The organism is Xanthomonas codiaei (genome assembly GCF_002939785.1).
Lineage (GTDB): Bacteria > Pseudomonadota > Gammaproteobacteria > Xanthomonadales > Xanthomonadaceae > Xanthomonas > Xanthomonas codiaei.
Map to the genome: position 1 here is coordinate 102,939 of NZ_MDEC01000007.1, position 21,134 is coordinate 124,072.

The window sequence follows — 21,134 nt, forward strand, 5'->3', positions numbered from 1 at the left end:
CTTCCAGTGCTCTGCCGCACGACAGGCGATCGCGACGTTAGGCTATTCTGCGCGTTCTGCGCAAACCCTTGCTGTCGACGGAAATCACGTGCCCCATTGGATCACCCACCCCTCCGAGCTGAGCGAACGCCTGCAGGCATCGCGCCCTTCGCGCATCGGCCTGGATACCGAATTCATTCGCGAACGCACCTACTGGCCGCAACTGGCGCTGGTGCAGATGGCCATCGACGAGGAGATCCTGCTGATCGATCCGCTGGTCCCGGGCATGAACGAAGCGCTCGGCGAGTGGTTGACCGCCACCGACATCGTCAAGGTGATGCACAGTGCCAGCGAGGACCTGGTCACCTTCAAGTGCGCCTGCGGCGTGTTGCCGCGCCCGCTGTTCGACACCCAGATCGCCGCCGCGCTGGCCGGTGTGGGCGGTGGCATGGGCTACCAGAAATTGGTGCAAGAAATCACCGGCACGCTGTTGACCAAGGGCGAGACGCGCTCGGACTGGATGCGGCGTCCGCTGTCGCCGGCGCAACTGGAGTACGCCGCCGACGATGTGCGTTATCTGTTTGCCATCCAAGACGCGCTCACGCGCCGTCTCACCGAGCAGGGCCGCCTGGGCTGGCTGGACGAAGATTCCGAGCGCCTGCTCGCCACGGTGGAGCACGATGATGGCGAGCGCTGGCCGCATGTAAGCCTGCGCACCGCGCAGTTCCTGGAGCCGGCCGCGCAACGCCGGCTGCTGCGCTTGCTGCGCTGGCGCGATCTGCAGGCGCGCCAGAGCGATCGGCCGCGCAGCTGGATCCTGGACAACGAGCTGGCCAGTCAGCTGGCACGCTTTCCGCCGGCCGACCTGGACGCATTGCTACAGCAGTTCGACAAATTTCCCAAGGCGCCGCGCAAGCTCGCCAACGCGGTATGGGACGCGCTCAACACACCGCTGCCCGACGAAGACCACGCCCCGCTGGCGCAGGCCGCCACCGATGGCAACAAGGCGGTGCTCAAGCGGTTGCAGGAAGCGGTGGCGCAGCGCAGCCGCCAGCTCGGCCTGCCGGACGGCCTGCTGGCCTCGCGCCGACACCTGGAAAGCCTGATCGAGCAGCACGGCTGGCCAGCCGCACTGGGCCAATGGCGTCGCCAGTTGCTGGAAGCGCAGCTGCTGCCGTTGCTGGACAACGGCGCGGGCAAGTAAGCAAGCCGCACGCACAGGCCCGCAGCGATGCGGGCTTGTGCCATGTGCCGGTCGCCCAACCCGGCAACGCCTGCTACTCCTGCGCCGCCCAGCGTGCCAGGTTCTGCCGGATGCGATCGATCTGCGCCCACGGGTCCTTGCGTCTGCGCCGCAACTTGTCCGGTACCTCGCGCAAGGTGAAGGCATCGGCGCGGTGCAGCCTGGGAAGCTCCGACCACGCCAGCGGCATCGCCACCGGCGCGCCCGGGCGGCCTCGCAAGGAATACGACGCCACTGCGGTGGCGCCGCGTCCATTGCGCAGATAGTCGACAAAGATGCGCGTGGTGCGCAGGCGCTTGCTGGCGGTGGCGACGAAACGCGCAGGTTCCGATTGCGCCAGTGCATCGGCAAAGCCCTTGGCGAAGCGCCGGGTCAGGTCCCACTCGCACCCGGGGTTCAAGGGCACCACCACGTGCAGCCCTTTGCCGCCGGACACGCGCAAGAATGCGTCGAGCTCCAGCTGCGCCAGCAGCGTGCGGATATCGATGGCCGCGCGTTTGACCTCGGCGAACGGTACGTCCGGGCCTGGATCCAGATCGAACACCACCCGGTCGGCTACGTCCGGACGCGCGGCATGCGCGCCCCAGGGATGGAACTCCAGCGCATTGAATTGCACCAGCTCCAGCAGGCCCGGTGCATCCTCCACGACCAGATACTCGGCATTGCTGCCGGTCTCCTCCCTCAGCTTCACCGTGCTGACACGTTCGAGCCCGGCGGTGTGGTGCTTCTGGAAGAAACAGGGTTTTTCTGCGCCATTCGGGCAGCGCACGATCGACAGCGGGCGCCCGGCGATCTGCGGCAGCAGGTACTCCATGACCGCCTGGTAGTACTCCCAGACCTCGCCCTTGGTGGCGCCAATGTCTGGGTAGATGAGCTTGTTCGCACTGGAGAGCGCCGGTAGGCCGGTGGAGACTGGCGTGCCGGTGGCTGCCGTGTGCGCTGTCGACGCGGCCGTCCTGGCTGCGCGCCGGGGGCCATGTGCGTCTGGCGCCTGCGCATCGGCCGATGCTGCGCCGGCGGTGTCGGCATTGGCCAGATCGGCGATGCGTTTGTCCGGGCGCATCGCCTTGAACGAGGGCTGGCGCAACAGGTGCTGCCCGCCGATACCGCGATAGACCACCTCCACCACGAACCGCGGTGCAAACCATCTGGCGCCGCGCAGATCGGTGTCGTCGGTGGGCACATGCACGGAGGGCGTACGGCCGCCGCCTTCCAGCTGCGGCGTCAGCTCGGCCATCAACGCATCGGAAAATCCCGTCCCCACGCGGCCGACATACGACCAGCCATGCACCGGATCGGGCGTGGCCAGCAACAGCGACCCGAATCCGCGACGGCTGCCCTTAGGCGCGGTGTAGCCCACCACCGCGTATTCCTGGCTTGCCAACTGCTTGGTCTTGCGCCAATCGTCGCTGCGACCGGGATGGTACGCCCGGTCCGCACGTTTGGACACGATGCCTTCGAACTGCTGCTCGCCCGCCACACGAAACGCCTGCTGCCCATCGCCTTCCACATGCGAGCTGTAGGCCAGGTGGGTTGTCGATGCATCGGCCAGCAGCTGCTGCAACAATTGCTTGCGCGCGCGCAACGGCGCCTGGCTGATGTCCACTCCGTCCAGATGCAACAGGTCGAACACCGCCAGCGCCAGCGGCATCTGGCGCTCGCCCGCCAGGGTGGCCTGCAGCAGGTTGAAGTCCTGCTTGGTGCCGTGTCCGGCAATCAGCTCGCCATCCAGTTGCGCAAAGCGCAGGCCCAGCGACTGGATCGCATCGCGAATGTCCGGCACCTTGTCGGTCCATTCCAGCGCGTTGCGCGACCACAGCCGCACCTGGCCATCGGTCACCGTCGCCAGGATGCGGTAGCCGTCCCATTTGATCTCGTGCAACCACTGCTCGCCGGCGGGCGGGGCCTGGCCCAGCCTGGCCAGTTGCGGCGCAAACGGCGCGTCCTGCATAAGAGCGGTGCGCGCGTTCGCCAACGCCAGGGCCTGCTTCGACCACGACTTGCGCCTGCCCTTGCGTGGCAGCGGCACGCTGGTCAGCGCCTTGCGCTGCGGCTTGCCGGCGCCGGCGCGGCGTACATCCTCGGCCGGTGCCGCGGCCACGTCGGCCAGCAGATCGTCGGCCTCCAGGGTCCCAGCATAGGCGTCGTTCTCCTTGAACAACAGCCATTGCGGTTGGCGTGCCGGCTTGCCGGAGCGCACCAGATGCCAGCCTCCCTTGAGCTTGCTGCCGAACAGCTCGAAGCGCAGATGCCCCTTGGCCAGCTGCGCCTCGGCATCGCCATCGGTGGCCCAGACCCCATGATCGAACCGCGCCACGTGGCCGCCACCGTATTCGCCCTTGGGAATCTCGCCCTCGAAGCCGGCGTAGTCCACCGGATGGTCCTCCACCTCGACCGCCATGCGCTTGACCTTGGGGTCGTAGCTTGGCCCCTTGGGCACTGCCCAGCTCTTGAGCGCATCGCCGACCTGCAGACGGAAGTCGTAATGGCGGCGGCTGGCATGGTGCAGTTGCACCACGAAGATCGCGCGCCGGCCGGCCGGCAGCGCCTTGCCCGGCTCCGGCTCGCGGGTCCTGTCGAAGCGGCGCTTGCGGCGGTAGTCGCTCAGGCTCATGGGACGATGCCAGGCGCGCCGATGCGGCCCGGCGAGGCTCCCATCGCAGCGAGCAGCCGTCCGGGACCTGCGGCCTTGGCCGCAACCAAGCGCGTACGTCGCCGGGCAACCGCCTTGCAATCGCTGGTATCGCAATTGCGACCTGCGGGCCTGTGGCCCTGCGGGGCGCCATGCACCGCACATTTGCGTCTATTCATGGTCGGGTTCGCCAGCGTGGCGTGTAAGCTGCACATGCACGCAGCGACAATGCGAAAGCGGCCGAGCAGAGCCTGTGAAGAGCTGCTGTCCTGCGCTGCACACCATTCACCGGCAGCGGCCGCCCCCGGGCCGCATGCCATAATGGCGCGCGCCCTAGGGCGGCGTCTCCACTCTTATTCCGAGGCCATACCTCTGTGAGCAATACCTCTTCGAAACTGGATTCCATCGCGCAAGCCAAGGCCAAACTGCTGGACGAGCTGCAGAAGCTGGAAGAACAGGAGAAATCCGAGCGCGCCAGCGAAGCCTCCTCGGCGCACGCCACCATCGTGTCGCTGCTCGAACAGTTTGCCGGTCACTTCAACACCAAGCAGCGCAACGATATTGCCGCCTACCTGGGCACCACCACCGCGCGCAAGGAAGTGGTCAAGAGCGGCCGCAGCGAAGTCAAGCCCAAGTACGAACTGCCGCATACCGGCGAAACCTGGTCCGGCCGCGGCCGCACCCCCAAGGCCTTTGCTGCGTGGGAAGGGTCGGTGTCGTACAAGGAATGGAAGGCCAAGAACCCGGACCTCAAGTTCCCGCTGGTTCGCGAGTGATGCCTGCACGATCGTGCCCCTCGGCATGGTCGGAGGCGGATCTTCGCTTGGCGAACCGCAAGGCATGTGGTTAGAATCCAGGCACGTGGGGCGGTAGCTCAGCTGGGAGAGCGTCGCGTTCGCATCGCGAAGGTCGAGGGTTCGATCCCCTTCCGCTCCACCACCGCATCAAGCCTGAAGCCTCGAACGTCCGCGTTCGGGGCTTTTTGCTGTGGGCCCAGCGCCTTCCAGGCAGGCGGCACGGCAGTGGCGGACGACGCGCGGCCAGCTGCGCGCCATGCCGCCGGGATCACACCGCGCGCGCTACCGTGGCCGCTACCTCCACGCAGGACCGCAGCCATGAGCAAGCATCCACGCCAGCCCGACGACGTCGCCGACGATGCCCACGGCGTCGCTGAAAGCCGCGAATCGCGCAAGCAGGACGACGCCGCCAAGCAACGCCCCGGCCAGGAAGACCTGAAGGTGCACGACGAGCAGAGCCGGCGCCCCAAACGGCAACACGACCAGGGCGAATAACCGCTCGCTGGCTGGACCGATTGCGGACACGACCGCATCGGCAGCGCTACTGCTGTGGCAAGATCGGTTCGGGCGTTGGCCGCTGGGGTGGCCGACGCAAGGCGTCGGCACTTTCGAACGAACGTTCCCGGCGTTGCTGCGCTCCATCCATCTCCTGACGGCGCCGCCGGCGCATTGCTTGGAAGGTCCTGCATGCAGATTCCAGACGCGCCCGCGCTGAACCTAGTCCACGCCAGCCTGCTGCCGCGCGACTTTGCCGCCCGTCAGGGCGCGCGCCTGCCGGCCAACGAAGACGAGCGCCTGGCCGCACTGCATGACTACCAGCTGCTGGATACGCCGCCCGAGCCGCCCTACGACGCCGTTACCGCCACTGCCGCAGCGACGTGCCGCACGCCGATGGCGCTGGTTTCGCTGGTCGACTCGCAGCGGCAATGGTTCAAGTCCCGGGTGGGCATGCAGCCGAGCGAGACGCCGCGATCGCTCTCGTTCTGCGCGCACGCGATCCTTGCGCCGGATCAGCTGATGGAGGTCGCCGACACCCACCTGGACCCGCGCTTTGTCGACAATGCCCTGGTGACCGGCGAGCCGCAGATCCGCTTCTATGCCGGTGCGCCGCTGCTCACCTCCGACGGCATCGCGCTGGGCACCTTGTGCGTGCTGGATCGCGCGCCGCGGCGCCTGTCCGGCGCCGAGCGCGATGCATTGCGGTCGCTGGCCCGCCAGGTGGTGGACAGTATCGAATTGCGACGTGCCGCCAGGCTGGTCGAACTGGATGCGCTACGCGATGCAAGCACCGGCTTGTGGAACCGCGCCGGGCTCGAACAAGCGCTGCTGTCGATGGCGCCGACGCCGGAGCGAGTATTGAGCGTGGCATTGATCGACCTGGATGGCTTCAAACGGCAGCGTTTGCAAGCCGGTGTGGCAGCAGCAGAAGCGGCCTTGATACAGGCCGCCGGCGTCATCCAATCCCGCCTGCCGCAGGACACCATCGTCGCGCGACTGAGTGGCGACCGGCTGTGCGCGGCGCTGCCGACGACCCCGGCGGCTGGCGCGCTTGGCGCAATCGACGGGATTCGCCAGGCCATCGAAGATGCGCCATGGCCTGCCGGCGCGTTGACCATCAGCGCAGGGCTGGCGGAAGCGACTTCGGACGATGCGTTGGAGACCAACGCACTGCTGGCGCGCGCACGGCATGCCTTGCAGCTGGCGATCAACGCCGGGCGCAACCGCGTACAGCGCTTTACCGGATGGCAGTTGCACGACTGAACAAGGCCGCGTGCAGGCGTGCCTTAGCGAGGTGCAGTTGCGTGGAGTAGCCGGCCGCACGTGCGAGGCCGGCTCGGCCCGATCGCGGCGTCGCATTCGCAATGCGCGCTCGGCGCACGCCAAACACGCAGGCGCCCGCTCTCGGGGTGGTTCAGCGCGCAAGGATCCACCGCGATGATGTTGGACTCTGCGCCTAGCCGACCTCACCGCCCGATGCGCGCAGCGCCGGTAGTCGGTCGCATCCGCCGTACCCGGGGCTCGGGCCGGCACCAGATGCCCACGTGCCCACCACACTGCCTGTCCCGGAGTGCCGGCAGACCGCTGCCGGGCATGGGTCGGGTGCCACCGCGCTCGTGTCATCCCAGGCGACCGCACCGCCAGCACGCGGCAGGCATCACCGGGCGACGCTCAGGCCGCCAGTACCTCCGTGGTGCCAGCGATCTCGTCCACCTGCAGCACCTGTTCCATGTCCAGCAGCACCACGAAGCGCTCGCCCACCTTGCCCATGCCACGCAACAGATCGCGGCGGATATGCGTGCCGAACGCCGGCGCCGCTTCGATGTCCTGCTCGGCCAGCTCGATCACCGCATTGACCGCGTCCACCAGCACGCCGATCACCTGGGTGCCCTGTGGCTGCTCGGTGGACAGGATCACGATGCAACTGCGCTTGTTGATGGCGCTGTCGGCGCGTCCCAGCCGCGCCTGCAGGTCCACCACCGGCACCACCGCCCCGCGCAGGTTGATCACCCCGCGCACGCAGGCCGGCATCGATGGCACCGGCGTCGGGGTGCGGTACTGGATGATTTCGCGAATGCCCAGGATGCTGGTGGCGAAGGTTTCGCCATCGAGCTGAAAGGTCAGGTACTGGGCGGCCGCGTCGGCGTCGCCGGGCATTGCATCGGGAGTGTTTGCAGTCATCGATCGATCTCTCAGAAGCGAGCGAACTGGCCTTCGTCCGGGCCCTCGGACATTGCGTAGGCCGGCGCCGCGCTGCTGCGCCAGCCGCGCGCACCTGCCACGCGTGCCGGCCGTGCGGCGACCTGCTTGCCGCGCTTGGGCGGCGTGCTCACCGGCCCCTGCCCGCCAAGGCGGAAGAACGCCATGCTGTGCTGCAGTTGCTCGGCCTGCGCGCTCATTTCCTCGGCGGTGGCGGCCAGTTCTTCGGAGGCGCTGGCATTTTGCTGGGTGGTCTGGCTCAACTGCACCACCGCCGAATTGATCTGGCTGACCCCGGACGATTGCTCTTCGGAGGCGGCGGAAATTTCCTGCACCAGGTCCGAGGTGCGCTTGATGCTGGGCACGATGGTGTCGAGCAAACGCCCGGCGCGGTCGGCCAGTTCCACACTGGAGCTGGCCACTTCGCCGATCTCCTGCGCGGCCACCTGGCTGCGTTCGGCCAGCTTGCGCACTTCGGCGGCCACCACTGCAAAGCCCTTGCCATGTTCGCCGGCACGCGCCGCTTCGATGGCGGCATTGAGCGCGAGCAGATTGGTCTGGTAGGCGATGTCGTCGATGATGCCGATCTTCTGCGCGATCTGCTTCATCGCCTGGGTGGTGGCCACCACCGCTTCGCCGCCTTCGATGGTTTCCTTGGCGGCCTGGGTGGCCATGCCGTCGGTAATGCGTGCGTTCTCGGTGTTCTGGCTGATCGAGGCGGTCATCTGCTCCAGCGAGGCGCTGGTTTCCTCGACGCCGGCCGCCTGTTCGCTGGCCGCCTGCGACAGCGACTGCGCGGTGGCGCTGACTTCTTCGGAGGCGCTGGCCAGGGTCTCGGCGCTGGTATTCACCTCGCCCACCACCTGCGACAACTTCTGCACCATGGTGCGCATCGCTTCGAGCAGCTGCGCGGTTTCGTCGCGGCCATGCACATCGATCTGCATGGTCAGGTCGCCTTCGGACAGCCCATTGGCCACCGAGACGGCGCGCCGGATCGGGCCGGTGACGCTGCGACTGATCACCACGCCCAGGATGGCGCCGAGCAGCACGCCACTGCAGATGATGGCGATCAACAGCTTGGAGCTGCGCGCATGGATGGCGCCGGTTTCGGCGTTGGCCGAGGCCGCGCTGCGCTCGCGCAGGCCGCTCAGGTCGGTCATCAGGGTATCCACTTCGTCCGAGCTGGCGCGCACCGCACGCGAAAGCGCGGCAAGCTCGGGATTGGCTTCGCGCAGCGCTTCGCGGTTGGCCGCTTCGATGAAACGGCCACGCTCGTCCAGATAGGTCTGCCAGGCGCGATCGAACTGCGCCAGCTTGTTCTTGCCTTCCTCGGTCTGGAAGCTCTCGCGCGCACGCGCCATGTGCTCGACCACCTTGGCGGTGTACTTGTCGATGTTCTGCACATGCGACTGGCGCTCTTCCGCGCTGCTGGCCAGCAACAGGTTGGCGCGCGCGCGGCCGGCGTAGATCAGGTTGATGTTGGCCTCCTTGACGTTGGACAGGCCCAGCAATTCGCGCTCATACAGCGAGGTCGACAGGTCGCTGATGCGGCCGGAGTTGGAATAGCCCACCCACCCAATGCATGCGCCGATCGCCGAAACGATCAGGAACGCCACGATCAGCCTGGTTCCGATTTTGAAGTTGCCTAACATTGGGGAGTTCTCGTGAGAATGATGCGTGGGCCACATGCGCTGCATGGACGACCGACGGTGCTGTGCGTGCCGATGGCGGCGAGGCGACTGGTCTAACCGATCGCCTATAGCTATCGGCGATGGCAAAACGCGCTTGAGACGTTCACCGCTGTTACGCGCCCATTCAGCCAACTGGATCTGCGCTTTTGTGACAGGGCAAACGCTCTTGCGCGTCTGCATTCGGAAAATTCCTACCCCCATCCGTCGTCTGTCCGGGACAGTCCGCAGCGACATCACCAACACACCGCTAGGCTTGCCGCATGCCGATCACGCCCCTGCCCCGCCATTTCTACGACCACGATGCGCGCGAGGTAGCCCCGCGCCTGCTCAACAAGGTGCTCGCCAGCGATGACGGCCGTCGTGGTCGCATCACCGAAGTGGAAGCCTATTGCGGCAGCGAGGATCCGGCGGCGCATTCGTTCCGTGGCATGACGCCGCGCACGCGGGTGATGTTCGGCGCTCCCGGCCACCTGTATGTGTATTTCATCTACGGCATGCACTGGGCGATCAACGCCGTCTGCGGCGGCGCGCCCGGGCATGCGGTGCTGATCCGCGCGCTGGAGCCAGTGGACGGCATGGACACCATGCAGGCCGCGCGGGGCGGCGTGCCCACCAAGGTGCTGACTACCGGGCCCGGCCGGCTGGCGCAGGCATTTGGAGTGAGCGCGGCCGACAACGGGCTGGACCTGACCGCTATCGCAGCGCGGCTGTGGATCGAAGACGACGGCATGCCGCCACCGGCTGCGCCGCTGGCAACCCCATGGATCGGCATCCGCAAGGCGGTCGAGGCACCGTGGCGCTGGGTGGTGCCCGATAGCCGCTATCTGTCGCGGCCGCCTGTGCGCGTGAGCGGCGCGCGCGCCGCGCTGGCGGGCGGCTGAGCCAGCCATTGTTGCAGCGGCGTCGGTTCGGCAGCGCCGGGCCCACGCTGCAGCAACTTCAGCGCCTGCGCGCCCTGCTCGGCGTCGAGTGCCTGCAGCGCTTCGAAGCGCTCGGCCACCCACACCGCCATCGGCATGCCGTCCAGGTACGCCACCCGATTGCCCGGCACCCGCGCGACCCGCTCGCCGGGCAGCAGGCTGCCGAGCAGGTTGGCCGGGTCGCTTGCGCTGACGCAGACCCATTGGTGTTGGGGTGCCTGTGCGCGCACGCGGCGCAAGGCGGCAATCGCCTCCGGCAGCGCGAACTGCTCGCCGGACAGCCCGCAGATGAAACGGCCGCCACGGATCTCGCCGCGGGCTTCCAGGCGTTGATACATGCGCAGCAACTCCCGCCACGGCGGCAGCCATGCGGCTTCGCGTTCCAGCAGCCGCCAGCACACCACGCCATAGCGGCGCAGCAGCGTGCGTGCCACGTGTTCCAGCATGTCCTGGTGGCGTTCGCCGGCTTCGGCCAGCGGCAGGTCCGGCAATGCACGCACCGGCGCCCAGCGGCCGGCATCGCGAATGCCCAGCGCGCTGGCGCGGCGGCGGTGGCGCGACAACGCCGACGGCCGCTTGGACGCCGGCACCAGCAGCGCGCGCAGCCCGGCGTAGCTGTCGCAATGCACGCGGCCACGCATGACCAGTTCGCTCAGTGCGTCTTCCAGCTCGGTGCCCATCAGGCGCGCGGCATCGGCAATCTCATCGAAGAACAGCGCGCCTTGCTGCTGCAATACCTCCGCCACGCTTTGCGCGCGCGAACCCAGCGGTTCCTCGTCGGCGGCGCGCGCCAGGCTGCTCCAGCGCTGCGCCTGCCGTCGCGGCAGCAGCACGATCGGGGTCGATCGCAACGCAGCGCCGCTGCGGCCGCCACCCGGGCGCAGCCGCGCCCACACGGTGCGGCCGGCGGTGCACAGTTCATCCAGCCACGCCGGTTGGTAGTCGCGCACGCGTGCCGGCAGCAGTTCGGTTTCCCACAGCACCGCCGGTGCTTCGAAGCCTTCCAGCTGCCCGACCACGCCGGCCAGCGCATCGGGGCCGGCACCCCGGCCGGCGCTGTCCAGGTGCTGCCATTCGAACAGGAAACGCGCGTAGTCGCGCTGCGATACCGGCTCGATCTCGCGCCGCAGCCGCCCCAGGGTGTAGCGATGGATGCGCGCCAGCAGATGCCGCTCGCACCACTCGTCCGCCGCTGCCTGCGCGCTGAAGCGCCCGGCCATGACGTAGCCTTCGCGCTGCAGCGCCGCCAGCGCCGGTGCAACGTCGGTCTCGGGCAGGCGCAGCGCGCGCGCCAGCGCCGGCAGCGGCGCCGGGCCGACTGCCGACAGGCGTCCACGCAGCAGCTCGCGCACGGCCCAATCGCGTTGCCACTCGGCCACCTGGCAGTCGAGCGGCGCCTGCAATGGCGGCTGCGCCGCCGCATCCGGATACAAGGGCATGAACCAGGCGATGCGCTCGGCGCTCACCCACAGTGCAGGCGCGGCGTCGATCGCCAGGCAGCTGGCGCGACCATCGGCGACCAGCGCTGCCAGCCAGACATGCCACGATGGATCGCTGGCTTCCTCGACCGGCAGCACGCCCAGGCCCACCAGCGCCTGGTGCATTTCGTCGGCATCGCGCGGTTGCGGCCAAGCCTCCTCGCGCACCGCCGCGATCGCCTGCGGATCCAGTTGCCCCAGATCGTCGCTGCTCTGCGGCGTATAGCGACGGCTCTGCACCGCCTGGGTGCGGCGCTCTTCCAGCGGCGCATCGTCCAGAAACGCGTACGGGCGTGCATTCAAGGCTTCGGCCGCCAGCGGCGATGGCGCCGCCAGGTCGCGCGCCAGCAGCGTGATCGCACCGGATTCCAGACCACGCAACACCTGCAGCCAGCCCTCGCTGTCCATGGCCTGGTGCAGGCAGTCCTCCAGCGTCTGCGCCACCAACGGATGGTCCGGCACCTCGCGCTCGCCGACCAGGTTCTCCGCACACGCCACCTGGTCCGGGAACACCGTGGCGAGCAGGTCTTCGGACTTCATGCGCTGCAGCTGCGGCGCCACCTTGTTGCCGCCTGCAAAACGCGGCAGCGCCATCGCATTGGTGGCATTCCAGCGCCAGCGCACGCCGAACAAGGGCGCATCCAGCAATGCCTGGATCAGCACGTGCTCGGCCGAGGACGAATGCAGGTAACGGCCCACGTCTTCCAGCGCGAAACTGTGGCTGGTGGACAGCGACAACACGATGGCATCTTCGGTGGCGGCGGCCTGCAGTTCGAAGTTGAAGGTGCGGCAGAAGCGCTTGCGCAGCGCCAGCCCCCAGGCCCGATTGATGCGGCTGCCATAGGGCGAATGGATCACCAGCTGGGTGCCGCCGCTGGCGTCGAAGAAACGCTCCATCACCACGCACTGGCGGGTCGGCATGGCGCCCAGCGCCGTGCAGGCCTGCGCCAGATAGTCCACCACCTGCTGCGCCGCTTCCGGCGCCACGCCCAGGTCATCGCACAACCAGGCGCGCGCGGCCGGATGCGGAGCGCTGTCCAGCCGGGCCGCGATCTCGCCCCGCAGGCGCGACACCGCCACCGACAGCGCGTCGCTGCGCCCGGGCGCCTCGCCCAGCCAGAACGGAATGTTCGGCGGCGCGCCCTTGGCGTCTTCCACGCGTACGCGCCCGGCCTCCACGCGCAGGATGCGGTAGCTGGCATTGCCGAGCTGGAACACATCGCCGGTGAGGCTCTCCACTGCGAAATCCTCATTCACCGTACCGATCTTGTCGGCCTGCGGCTCCAGCACCACGCTGTAGTCGCCGGTTTCCGGAATAGTGCCGCCGGAAGTAAGCGCGGTCATGCGCGCACCGCGCCGCGCATGCAACCGGCGATGCACCGCATCGCGGTGCAGATAGCCCGCGCGTGGGCCAAGCCGGGTGCTGAAGCCATCGCACAGCATGCGCACCACGCTGTCGAAGCGGGCGCGACTCAGCTGCGCGAACGGCCATGCCCGGCGCACGAGCGCAAACAGCGCGTCTTCGTCCCAGTCCTCGCAGGCCGCTTCGGCCACGATCTGCTGGGCCAGCACGTCCAGCGGCGCCAGCGGAATGCGCAGGACATCCAGTTCGCCGCGGCGCACGCTGTCCAGCAACGCGGCGCATTCGACCAGCTCGTCGCGGGTCTGCGCAAACAGGCGCGCCTTGGGCGTGCCGCCGACCTTGTGTCCGGAGCGTCCGGCGCGTTGCAGGAAGGTGGCGATCGAGCGCGGCGAACCGAGCTGGCACACCAGATCGACATCGCCGATATCCAGCCCCAGCTCCAGCGAGGCAGTGGCCACCAGCACGGTGAGCTCGCCGGCCTTGAGCCGTTGTTCGGCCAGCAGGCGCGTCTCACGCGACAGGCTGCCGTGGTGCGCGGCCACCCGCTGCTTGCCGAGCAGCTCGCCCAGATGCCGCGCGGCGCGTTCGGCCATGCGCCGGGTGTTGACGAACACCAGCGTGGTGCGATGCTGCTGCGCCAGCGCGGCCACCTCGGCATAGACCTGCAGCCATTGATCGTTGGACATCACCACGCTCAGCGGCGTGGGCGGCAAGGCCAGCGCCAGGTCGCGCGCCCGCGCGTAGCCGATGTCCACGATCTCGCACGGCGGCGCCACGCCGTCCTCGCCCACCCCGACCAGGAACTGCGCCACCGTCTGGATCGGCTTCTGCGTGGCAGACAGCCCTACCCGCACGATCGGCCGCTCGGCCAGACGCTGCAGCCGCTCCAGCGTCAGGCTCAGATGGCTGCCGCGCTTGTCGGCGGCCACTGCATGGATTTCGTCGACGATGACGGTACGCACATGCCGCAGCGCATCGCGTCCGGACGCCGAGCCCAGTAGCACGTACAGGGATTCGGGCGTGGTCACCAGGATATGCGGCGGCACCCGCCGCGCCTGCGCGCGCTCGCGCTGCGGCGTATCGCCGGTACGCACCGCCGTGCGCACCGCCACGTCCGGCAGCCCGTTGGCAGCCAACGCCGCGCGGATGCCCTGCAGCGGCGCCTCCAGGTTGAGATAAATGTCGTTGGACAAGGCCTTCAGCGGCGATACGTAGACCACCCGGGTTTGATCCGGCAACGCACCGCCATTGTCCAGGCCGTCGCGGATCAGGCCATCGATGGCGGCGAAGAACGCGGTCAAGGTCTTGCCCGACCCGGTGGGCGCGGCCACCAGCGTGTGACGCCCGGCCTGGATCGCCGGCCACGCCGCAACCTGCGCCGGCGTGGGCGCCGCAAAGGTCTGCGCGAACCAGCCGGCGACCACTGGATGAAAGTTCTGCAGAACAGGGTGCATGGGCGATACCGGTCGCGGAAGGCCCACCCGGGCGGAAGGCCGAATGGGGTCAACGCGGAAATGTAAATTCAACGCGGGAATGTCTCAGTGAGGTGGCGCCGCTGCGGTGCGGATGCAAGCCGGCAGCTGCAGCGGTGGTGAACGGATTCACGGGCGTCCGCTCCCTTCCCTCGCTCCCAGGCAACCTCGAGAAGGCAGCGTCACGACGGCGAGGCCGTCCTCCGCCGCGGCGCGAGGGGTGCCGGTCATGCGAGCGAGCCCGATGCCGCCCCCCCGACATCGCTGCGTCGCTCAGCGCAGATCCACGGCCTTGCGATTGTCGGGTGGGCGATGCCATGGCACATTGGCGGCATGCCCAGTCTCATCGTCTTCATGATCGTCGGCGCGGCGATCGTCGCGTTCTGGAATTCCTCGCGCGCCGCCGCCGAGCGTGCCGAGGTGCTGGGCCGCAATGCCTGCCGTGCCGCCGATGTGCAATGGCTGGACCAAAGCGTGCATTCCACCGGCATCCGCCTCTGCCGCATGCCTACCGGCTGGCTCGGGTTCGAGCGAACCTTTCGCTTCGACTATTCCTACGACGGCGTGGATCGCCATAGCGGCAAGCTGGTGCTGCGCGGCGATCGACTGATCGCCTTCACCGGCCCGCAGGTGGCCAGCGTGCGCACGCTGCACCCCGAGCAACAGCGCCTGGAATGACACGGCGCAAGGTGCAATGCATGCGGCGCGGGCGCAGGTGCGCCCGACGCCGCCAAAGTGTTACTGCAAGGCGCAGCACCGGTATCGACCGGACAGATCCGCCAGGCATTCCGGCCGCTTGCCGGGCTTGGCTGCTGGCGATCGCAACGATGGGCGCAGCGAGATAGATCCGGCGCCTGGCGGATGCTGCACGTCTACGCTGTTCACTCGCCAGGCGTCAAACCCTGGGGGGGACCGGCTCATAGCCATTGCCCCTGCCGCTCAACCAGCGCAACTCGCGCTTGCCTTCCCGGTGCAGATGCAACTGGGCGAACACGCACAACGGCTGCGCAAGATCGGCCGCTTTCAACATCCGCGACTTTCCGCCCACATCGATGCTGAGCAGGTGCGCTTCGTCGGGCGTATCGATGTAGCTGCGCGCGATCAGGCAGGCCACGCCATCGGTGAAGCGATAGAGGTCGTACTCGTAGTAATAGTCGTACGCGCCGGACGCATCAGGCTCGCTGCAATCGACATGACGGGAGCGCTCCACCTGCACCGGAACGCTCCCGTCGCGCATGTCGGCCGGCCTACTTGACCACGCGCAGATGCGGACGCTTGCCGCCACTGGGCGGCTCGTCCGGAGTCGGCGCACTCGGCGGCGGCGTGTCGGGATCCGGCGGCTCGCTGCTGGTGCCGGGGATGTCGTCCGGCAGCGCCATGCCCTGCCCGGTCTCGCGCGCATACACCGCCAGCACGGCGGCCATCGGCACCATCACCGGGTGGCTCACGCCGCCAAAGCGCGCCGTAAAGCTCACGCCTTCGTTATCGACCTGCAGCCCGACCACGGCGCGCTCGGCGATATTCAAGACGACACGTCCATCCTTGACCGCGCTGGCTGGCACCTGCACACCGGGCAGCCCTGCGTCCACCAGGACGTGCGGCGTCATGCCGTTGTCGTTGATCCATTCGACCAAGGCCCGCAGCAGGTACGGGCGGTGGCTGGTCATGCGGGGGAAATCTTCGCTCATGACGTCATTTTACCCGGACACGACCCGCAGCGGCGGCCACGCAGTCGCAACACGGTCTGTTGGCATACAGCCGTCGCATCAGCCCGGCAGATCGCGCAGCTTCTTTTCCTGCTCGGTGAGGCTGCGGATGAAACCGGGATTGCGGAAGATCCGGTTGCCATAATCCTCGATCGCCTTGCCATCCTTGGGCAGGCCGATCTCCAGCGCATCCAGTCGCCAGATGATCGGCGCCATCGCGCAATCGGCCAGACTCATTTCCGGGTTGAGGAAGAACTTGCTGGCCTTGAACAGTGGCACCGATGCGGTGAGCAGTTCTTTCAGGCGCTTGCGGCCGGCTTCGGCCTGGGTCTTGTTGCCGAGCTGGATCGCCTGCACCTGCGGCACCCAATCGTGTTCGATGCGCAGCATCGCCAGACGCAGCCGCGCACGCGACAGCGGGTCGACGGGCATCAACGGCGGATGCGGGTAGCGCTCGTCCAGGTATTCGCTGACCACCGATGCGGCGTACAGCACCAGGTCGCGCTCGACCAGGGTCGGCACCGAGTGATAGGGATTGAGATCGATCAGATCTTCGGGGGGATTCTGCGGGTCGACCGGCACCAGGTCGTAGGTCACCCCTTTCGCCGCCAGGACCAGACGGACCCGGTGGCACAACACGTCATCGTTGGACGAAAACAAGGTCAAGGTATTGCGCATACGCACACTCGTCGCCATTCAAGGCTCTCCGACGACCGGAATCCGCCGGCCGCATCGGCGCGGCCGGCCCAACGCCGACCATCACCACGGTCTATCGAGTGTGCAATCACGTCACGCAAAAGCCAAGAGTGATAGGGCCGATTACTACTTGAGCAGCAGAGGATGTCGCGGGTCGGTCAGCACTGGAAGCATTGCCTGACATGTTGACGCGCGGCAGCCTTTGTGCAGACGGGCTCGATGTCCGCGGCGACGGGCCGCGAGTATCGGCATGACTGCAAGCGGTCTCGAATCCACAACGCGGGATGCCACCCGACGCGATCCAGGCCGGTAGAGCGGCAGGCCACCGCACACGCCGAGAGCGCTAGCTTGCACGTGCCGTGCTCCTTGCGTGCCGCCCCCCCACCCCTCTCCCGCAGAGAGAGAGGCTCCAGGGTCTGACGGCCCGATCAGTGCACGTCCTTCCAGTATTCCTTCTTCAGCAGGTAGGCAATGAAGGTGAGGAAGGCCAGGAACAGGACCACCCACACGCCCATGCTTTGCCGCTTCAACGCAGCCGGTTCGCCGGCATACTCGAGGAAGTTGGCGATATCGCGCACGGTCTGGTCGAACTCCACCGCTGTCTGGCGCCCGGGCTGCCCCAGCTTCAGCGCTTCCACCGGTTTTTCGCCAGTCGCCTTGTCGGCCGGGCCGAACTGCGCCTGCTGCAGGCCTTGCAGCTCCCACAGCGGGTTGGGCATCGATGCGTTCGGGAACAGCTGGTTGTTCCAGCCCAGCGGGCGGGTCTGATCCAGATAGAACGACTTGAGGTAGGTGTAGACCCAGTCGGTGCCGCGCACACGTGCGATCAGGGTCAGGTCCGGCGGCGCCTTGCCGAACCACTTGGTCGCCGCATCGTGCGGCATGGTGCCTTCGATGTGCTCGCCGATCTTGGCGCCGGTGAAGTTGAGGTTGGTCATGACCTCCGCTTCGCTCAGACCCAGGTCGCTGGCCATGCGCGAATAGCGCAGGTATTTCAACGAATGGCAGCCGGAGCAGTAGTTCATGAACAACTGCGCGCCGCGCTGCAGCGATGCGCGGTCGCCCAGGTCGTTGCCCGCCGGCTGCACCTTCCCGCCCCCGGCCGCAATCGCTCCGGCGGCCAGGGTCAGGCCACACAGCAGCGCAGCCACGCGCGACTTCCATGACGTCACGTTGGGATTAGTCATGGGTGGTCACCCGCTCCGGTACCGGCTTGGTCTTGTCCAGCCGTGTCCACACCGGCATGGTGATGAAGAAGGCGAAATACAGGAAGGTCAGCACCCGCCCGACATAGGTCTCGTGCGCGTCGGTGCCGGGGCCGGAACCGATCACCCCCAGCCACACGAAGCACACCACCAGCACACCCAACGCCGTCTTCGAGATCCAGCCGCGATACCGCACCGACCGCACCTTGGCGCGATCCAGCCACGGCACCAGGAACAGGATGGCGATGGCCGCGAACATCACCAGCACGCCACCGAGCTTGTCCGGCACCACGCGCAACATCGCGTAGTACGGCGTGTAGTACCACACCGGTTTGATGTGCTCCGGCGTCACCAGGCGGTTGGCCTCGGTGAAGTTGTCATGCTCCAGGAACAGGCCACCGAAGGCCGGCGCGAAGAAGATGATGAAGGCCGCGATCACCAGCAGGAAGCCGACACCCACCAGATCCTTCACCGTGTAGTACGGATGGAACGGAATGCCGTCAGCCGGCTTGTATGCATCCCAGCGGTTGCCCTTGGGCCCCTTCTTGATGTCCACGCCATCGGGGTTGTTGGAGCCCACCTCGTGCAGCGCGCCGATGTGCAGCACGATCAGCAGCAACAGCACCAGCGGCAAGGCGATCACGTGCAGGGCGAAGAAGCGGTTCAGCGTGGCATCGCCGGGCAGGTAGTCGCCCATGATCCACTCGGTCAGCCCGTTGCCGATCACCGGAATGGCGCCGAACAGCGAGATGATGACCTTCGCGCCCCAGAACGACATCTGCCCCCACGGCAGCACATAGCCCATGAAGGCTTCGGCCATCAGCACCAGGTAGATCAGCATGCCCAGGATCCACACCAGCTCGCGCGGCTTCTGGTAGCTGCCGTACATCAGGCCGCGGAACATGTGCAGATACACCACGATGAAGAACAGCGAGGCGCCGGTGCTGTGCATGTAGCGGATCAGCCAGCCCCACTCCACGTCGCGCATGATGTACTCGATCGAGGCGAATGCATCGGCGGCGCTGGTCTTGTAGTGCATCGTCAGGAAGATGCCGGTGACGATCTGGTTGACCAGCACCACGATGGCCAGCGAGCCGAAGTAGTACCAGATGTTGAAGTTCTTCGGCGCGTAGTACTCGCTGACATGCTTGCGGTACATGGGCATCAGCCCGGGCGCGCGCTCGTTGAGCCACTCGGACACACCGTTGGCGGTACGGACCAGGATATTGCTCATCACGCAGCCCCCGTGCTGTTGGCCGACTTGCCGGCAGCGTCCGGATCGACGCCGATCACCAGGGTGTTGTCGTCGACATAATGGTGTGGGGGCACCAGCAGGTTGATCGGTGCGGGCACGCCGTCGAAGACGCGGCCGGACATGTCGAAGCGCGACTTGTGGCAGGGGCAGAAATAGCCGCCCTTCCACTGCGGGTCGTAGGGCTCGGGCCGGATCTCGGCCACCATTTCCGGCGAGCAACCCAGATGTGTGCACAGCCCGACCAGCACCGAGATGTCGGACTTGATCGAGCGGTACTCGGGGTTCTTCAGCACGTACTCGGGCTGTTGATCCTTGTTCTCGGACTTGGGGTCCTTGAGCCGATCGTCCAGCGTGGGCAATGCATCGAGCATCGCCTTGGAGCGCTTGACGATCCAGATGGGCTGGCCGCGCCATTCCAGGACCAGGCGCTGCCCTTCCTGCAAGGCGCTGATGTCGGCGGTCACCGGTGCGCCGGCCAGTTTGGCCCGTGCACTGGGATTCCACGACTTCACGAACGGAACTGCAACAAATCCTGCTCCGACCGCACCGACCACGGCCGTTGTCGCGGTCAGAAACCGACGACGCCCGGTATCGGCAGGTGCGTTAACCCCATCGTTGGCCATCCGGCTCTCCGATCTTGATTAGGTAGCGTGAGGCTGCCAACGGCTGGCGGGGGGTCCAGCCGCGATGAATCGACCGCAGTGTAGCGGAACGCTTAATGCACAGACAATGCAATGTACGCAGTCGGAGCCATGCGATGCAATGGCCGCTGTGCAAGGCCGTTGTTCGTCGTGCATGCGCGACCTGAGGCCTACCTGCATGGCTGTGACGCAGTGCGCGGCGCCGGCGCGTTGCGATAGCGGACATGACGCGGCGCTGGATCGGCCTGCGCATGCCACAGCGGCGATCGTCCGGGGCGCTCGCTGCATCGGATTGATGATCACGGCCGGTCATGCGACGCGTAACGGGCACACAGCCCCGCAGGCGACTCAGTTGGCGGTGGCGGTCTGTCCGCGATAGCGGCCGGCCAGCAGGCCGACGCGTTGCACGTAGCGCTGGGTTTCGCTGTACGGCGGCACGCCACCGTAGCGATCCACCGCACCTTCGCCGGCGTTGTAACCTGCCGCGGCCAGGGTCAGGTCGCCATTGAAGCGTTTCAGCAACCACGACAGATATTGCACGCCGCCGCGAATATTTTGCGATGCATCATAGGCATCGCTGACCCCGAAGCGCCGCGCGGTCCCCGGCATCAACTGCATCAGCCCCTGCGCGCCGGCGCGGCTGAGCGCCAGCGGGTTGTAGGCGGACTCGGCATGGATGATAGCGCGCACGATCGCCTCTTCCACGCCGAACTCGCGTGCCGCCGAAGCGATCTCCTGCTGGTAGGCGGCGGTGTTGAGCCGGATCGCGCCGAAGTTGACGCCCGGCTTGGCACCGCAGGCGTAGCAGGTCTCGATGAAACTGTAGTGGATGGTGCGCAAGCCCTCGATGCTGGCGACCTGGCGTGGGCGAGCGCTGGTGTAATGGCGCACGCCGTCCTTCATGTATGAGTAGACCTGCCCGCTGACCACCCGGCGCGGGTTGACCGCCGCCGCCGGCGTGGCGGTGGGCACGATGGAATTGGCGCTCTCGGTAGCCGGCAAGGCGCGCTGCACCGACGGCGCAGCGGTCTCGGCCGTGCGCCGCGGCTGGCTGATGATGGTGGCAGGCGCGCCATTGTCGATATTGGCGACCGGACGGGCCGCCGCCGCCGACAGCGCAGGCGCCGGACCCACCGGCGTAGCGTGCGCTCGCCGGGCCGACCGATCGGGCGTGTAGCTGCTGATGACGCTGCAGGTGGCACCGCTCTGGCGCTTGCTGAGATAGCTGGTGATGCCGTCGCCGCCGACGCACTTGTACAGCGTGCCGGCGCTGGCCGGCGCAGCCGACAACGTGACAAGCAACAGCCCCAGCGCTCTTGACATCCCCTTCATGCGGCGGAGTGTCCCAGCTTGCCCGGG

The 21,134-nt window shown here is 67.4% G+C and carries 17 protein-coding genes and 1 tRNA gene; 7 read left to right on the plus strand and 11 right to left on the minus strand.

What is annotated here, in order from left to right; genetic code table 11:
* Positions 1-88 precede the first annotated feature (88 nt).
* Entirely contained in the window at positions 89-1,183 is a 1,095-nt protein-coding gene (gene rnd / locus XcodCFBP4690_RS07195) for a ribonuclease D (RefSeq protein WP_104540302.1), read from the plus strand.
* Between the two features lie 73 nt (positions 1,184-1,256).
* Here rnd and ligD read toward each other — a convergent pair whose 3' ends face one another.
* Positions 1,257-3,836, minus strand: a complete 2,580-nt coding sequence (gene ligD / locus XcodCFBP4690_RS07200; protein WP_104540303.1) for a DNA ligase D — start codon at positions 3,834-3,836, stop codon at positions 1,257-1,259.
* 392 nt (positions 3,837-4,228) lie between these two features.
* Here ligD and XcodCFBP4690_RS07205 point away from each other — a divergent pair, with 392 nt between their 5' ends.
* From XcodCFBP4690_RS07205 to XcodCFBP4690_RS07215, 4 genes are all read left to right on the plus strand, one after another.
* Positions 4,229-4,630: an H-NS histone family protein gene (locus tag XcodCFBP4690_RS07205; protein WP_104540304.1), complete on the plus strand. Its 402-nt coding sequence runs from the start codon at positions 4,229-4,231 to the stop codon at positions 4,628-4,630.
* 87 nt (positions 4,631-4,717) lie between these two features.
* Positions 4,718-4,793 (plus strand) — tRNA-Ala (locus tag XcodCFBP4690_RS07210).
* 176 nt (positions 4,794-4,969) lie between these two features.
* Positions 4,970-5,146 (plus strand): hypothetical protein, encoded by a 177-nt coding sequence (locus tag XcodCFBP4690_RS22695; protein WP_167394506.1) that lies wholly within the window; start codon positions 4,970-4,972, stop codon positions 5,144-5,146.
* A 192-nt stretch (positions 5,147-5,338) separates the two neighbouring features.
* Complete coding sequence (locus tag XcodCFBP4690_RS07215; RefSeq protein ID WP_104540305.1) at positions 5,339-6,412, plus strand: GGDEF domain-containing protein; 1,074 nt, start codon at positions 5,339-5,341, stop codon at positions 6,410-6,412.
* A 408-nt stretch (positions 6,413-6,820) separates the two neighbouring features.
* On the opposite strand, the gene XcodCFBP4690_RS07220 is transcribed toward XcodCFBP4690_RS07215, so the two are convergent.
* Entirely contained in the window at positions 6,821-7,330 is a 510-nt protein-coding gene (locus tag XcodCFBP4690_RS07220) for a chemotaxis protein CheW (RefSeq protein WP_104540306.1), read from the minus strand.
* Between the two features lie 11 nt (positions 7,331-7,341).
* Complete coding sequence (locus XcodCFBP4690_RS07225) at positions 7,342-9,000, minus strand: methyl-accepting chemotaxis protein (RefSeq protein WP_104540307.1); 1,659 nt, start codon at positions 8,998-9,000, stop codon at positions 7,342-7,344.
* Between the two features lie 299 nt (positions 9,001-9,299).
* On the opposite strand from XcodCFBP4690_RS07225, the gene XcodCFBP4690_RS07230 reads away from it, so the two are divergent.
* On the plus strand, positions 9,300-9,920 hold the full coding sequence (locus tag XcodCFBP4690_RS07230) for a DNA-3-methyladenine glycosylase (protein ID WP_104540308.1): 621 nt from the start codon (positions 9,300-9,302) through the stop codon (positions 9,918-9,920).
* On the opposite strand, the gene XcodCFBP4690_RS07235 is transcribed toward XcodCFBP4690_RS07230, so the two are convergent.
* Positions 9,860-14,254 (minus strand): DEAD/DEAH box helicase, encoded by a 4,395-nt coding sequence (locus XcodCFBP4690_RS07235; RefSeq protein ID WP_104540309.1) that lies wholly within the window; start codon positions 14,252-14,254, stop codon positions 9,860-9,862. The genes XcodCFBP4690_RS07230 and XcodCFBP4690_RS07235 overlap by 61 nt on opposite strands.
* Positions 14,255-14,584: 330 nt before the next feature.
* Between XcodCFBP4690_RS07235 and XcodCFBP4690_RS07240 the strand changes: the two genes are divergently transcribed.
* Positions 14,585-14,950, plus strand: coding sequence for a DUF3301 domain-containing protein (locus XcodCFBP4690_RS07240; protein ID WP_104540310.1), 366 nt, complete (start codon positions 14,585-14,587; stop codon positions 14,948-14,950).
* Between the two features lie 217 nt (positions 14,951-15,167).
* Here XcodCFBP4690_RS07240 and XcodCFBP4690_RS07245 read toward each other — a convergent pair whose 3' ends face one another.
* From XcodCFBP4690_RS07245 to XcodCFBP4690_RS07275, 7 genes are all read right to left on the minus strand, one after another.
* Positions 15,168-15,488: a hypothetical protein gene (locus tag XcodCFBP4690_RS07245; protein ID WP_104540365.1), complete on the minus strand. Its 321-nt coding sequence runs from the start codon at positions 15,486-15,488 to the stop codon at positions 15,168-15,170.
* Between the two features lie 31 nt (positions 15,489-15,519).
* Entirely contained in the window at positions 15,520-15,960 is a 441-nt protein-coding gene (locus tag XcodCFBP4690_RS07250; RefSeq protein ID WP_104540311.1) for a ClpXP protease specificity-enhancing factor, read from the minus strand.
* A gap of 78 nt (positions 15,961-16,038) precedes the next feature.
* On the minus strand, positions 16,039-16,674 hold the full coding sequence (locus XcodCFBP4690_RS07255) for a glutathione S-transferase N-terminal domain-containing protein (RefSeq protein WP_039407816.1): 636 nt from the start codon (positions 16,672-16,674) through the stop codon (positions 16,039-16,041).
* 428 nt (positions 16,675-17,102) lie between these two features.
* A complete protein-coding gene (locus XcodCFBP4690_RS07260) occupies positions 17,103-17,861 on the minus strand; it encodes a cytochrome c1 (RefSeq protein WP_167394507.1) in 759 nt (252 codons plus the stop codon).
* Positions 17,854-19,113, minus strand: a complete 1,260-nt coding sequence (locus XcodCFBP4690_RS07265; RefSeq protein WP_104540313.1) for a cytochrome b — start codon at positions 19,111-19,113, stop codon at positions 17,854-17,856. The genes XcodCFBP4690_RS07260 and XcodCFBP4690_RS07265 overlap by 8 nt, the downstream gene beginning before the upstream one ends.
* Complete coding sequence (gene petA / locus XcodCFBP4690_RS07270) at positions 19,113-19,757, minus strand: ubiquinol-cytochrome c reductase iron-sulfur subunit (RefSeq protein ID WP_104540314.1); 645 nt, start codon at positions 19,755-19,757, stop codon at positions 19,113-19,115. Before petA ends, XcodCFBP4690_RS07265 begins: the two co-directional genes overlap by 1 nt.
* Positions 19,758-20,123: 366 nt before the next feature.
* Entirely contained in the window at positions 20,124-21,107 is a 984-nt protein-coding gene (locus XcodCFBP4690_RS07275; RefSeq protein ID WP_104540315.1) for a lytic transglycosylase domain-containing protein, read from the minus strand.
* Between the last annotated feature and the right edge of the window lie 27 nt (positions 21,108-21,134).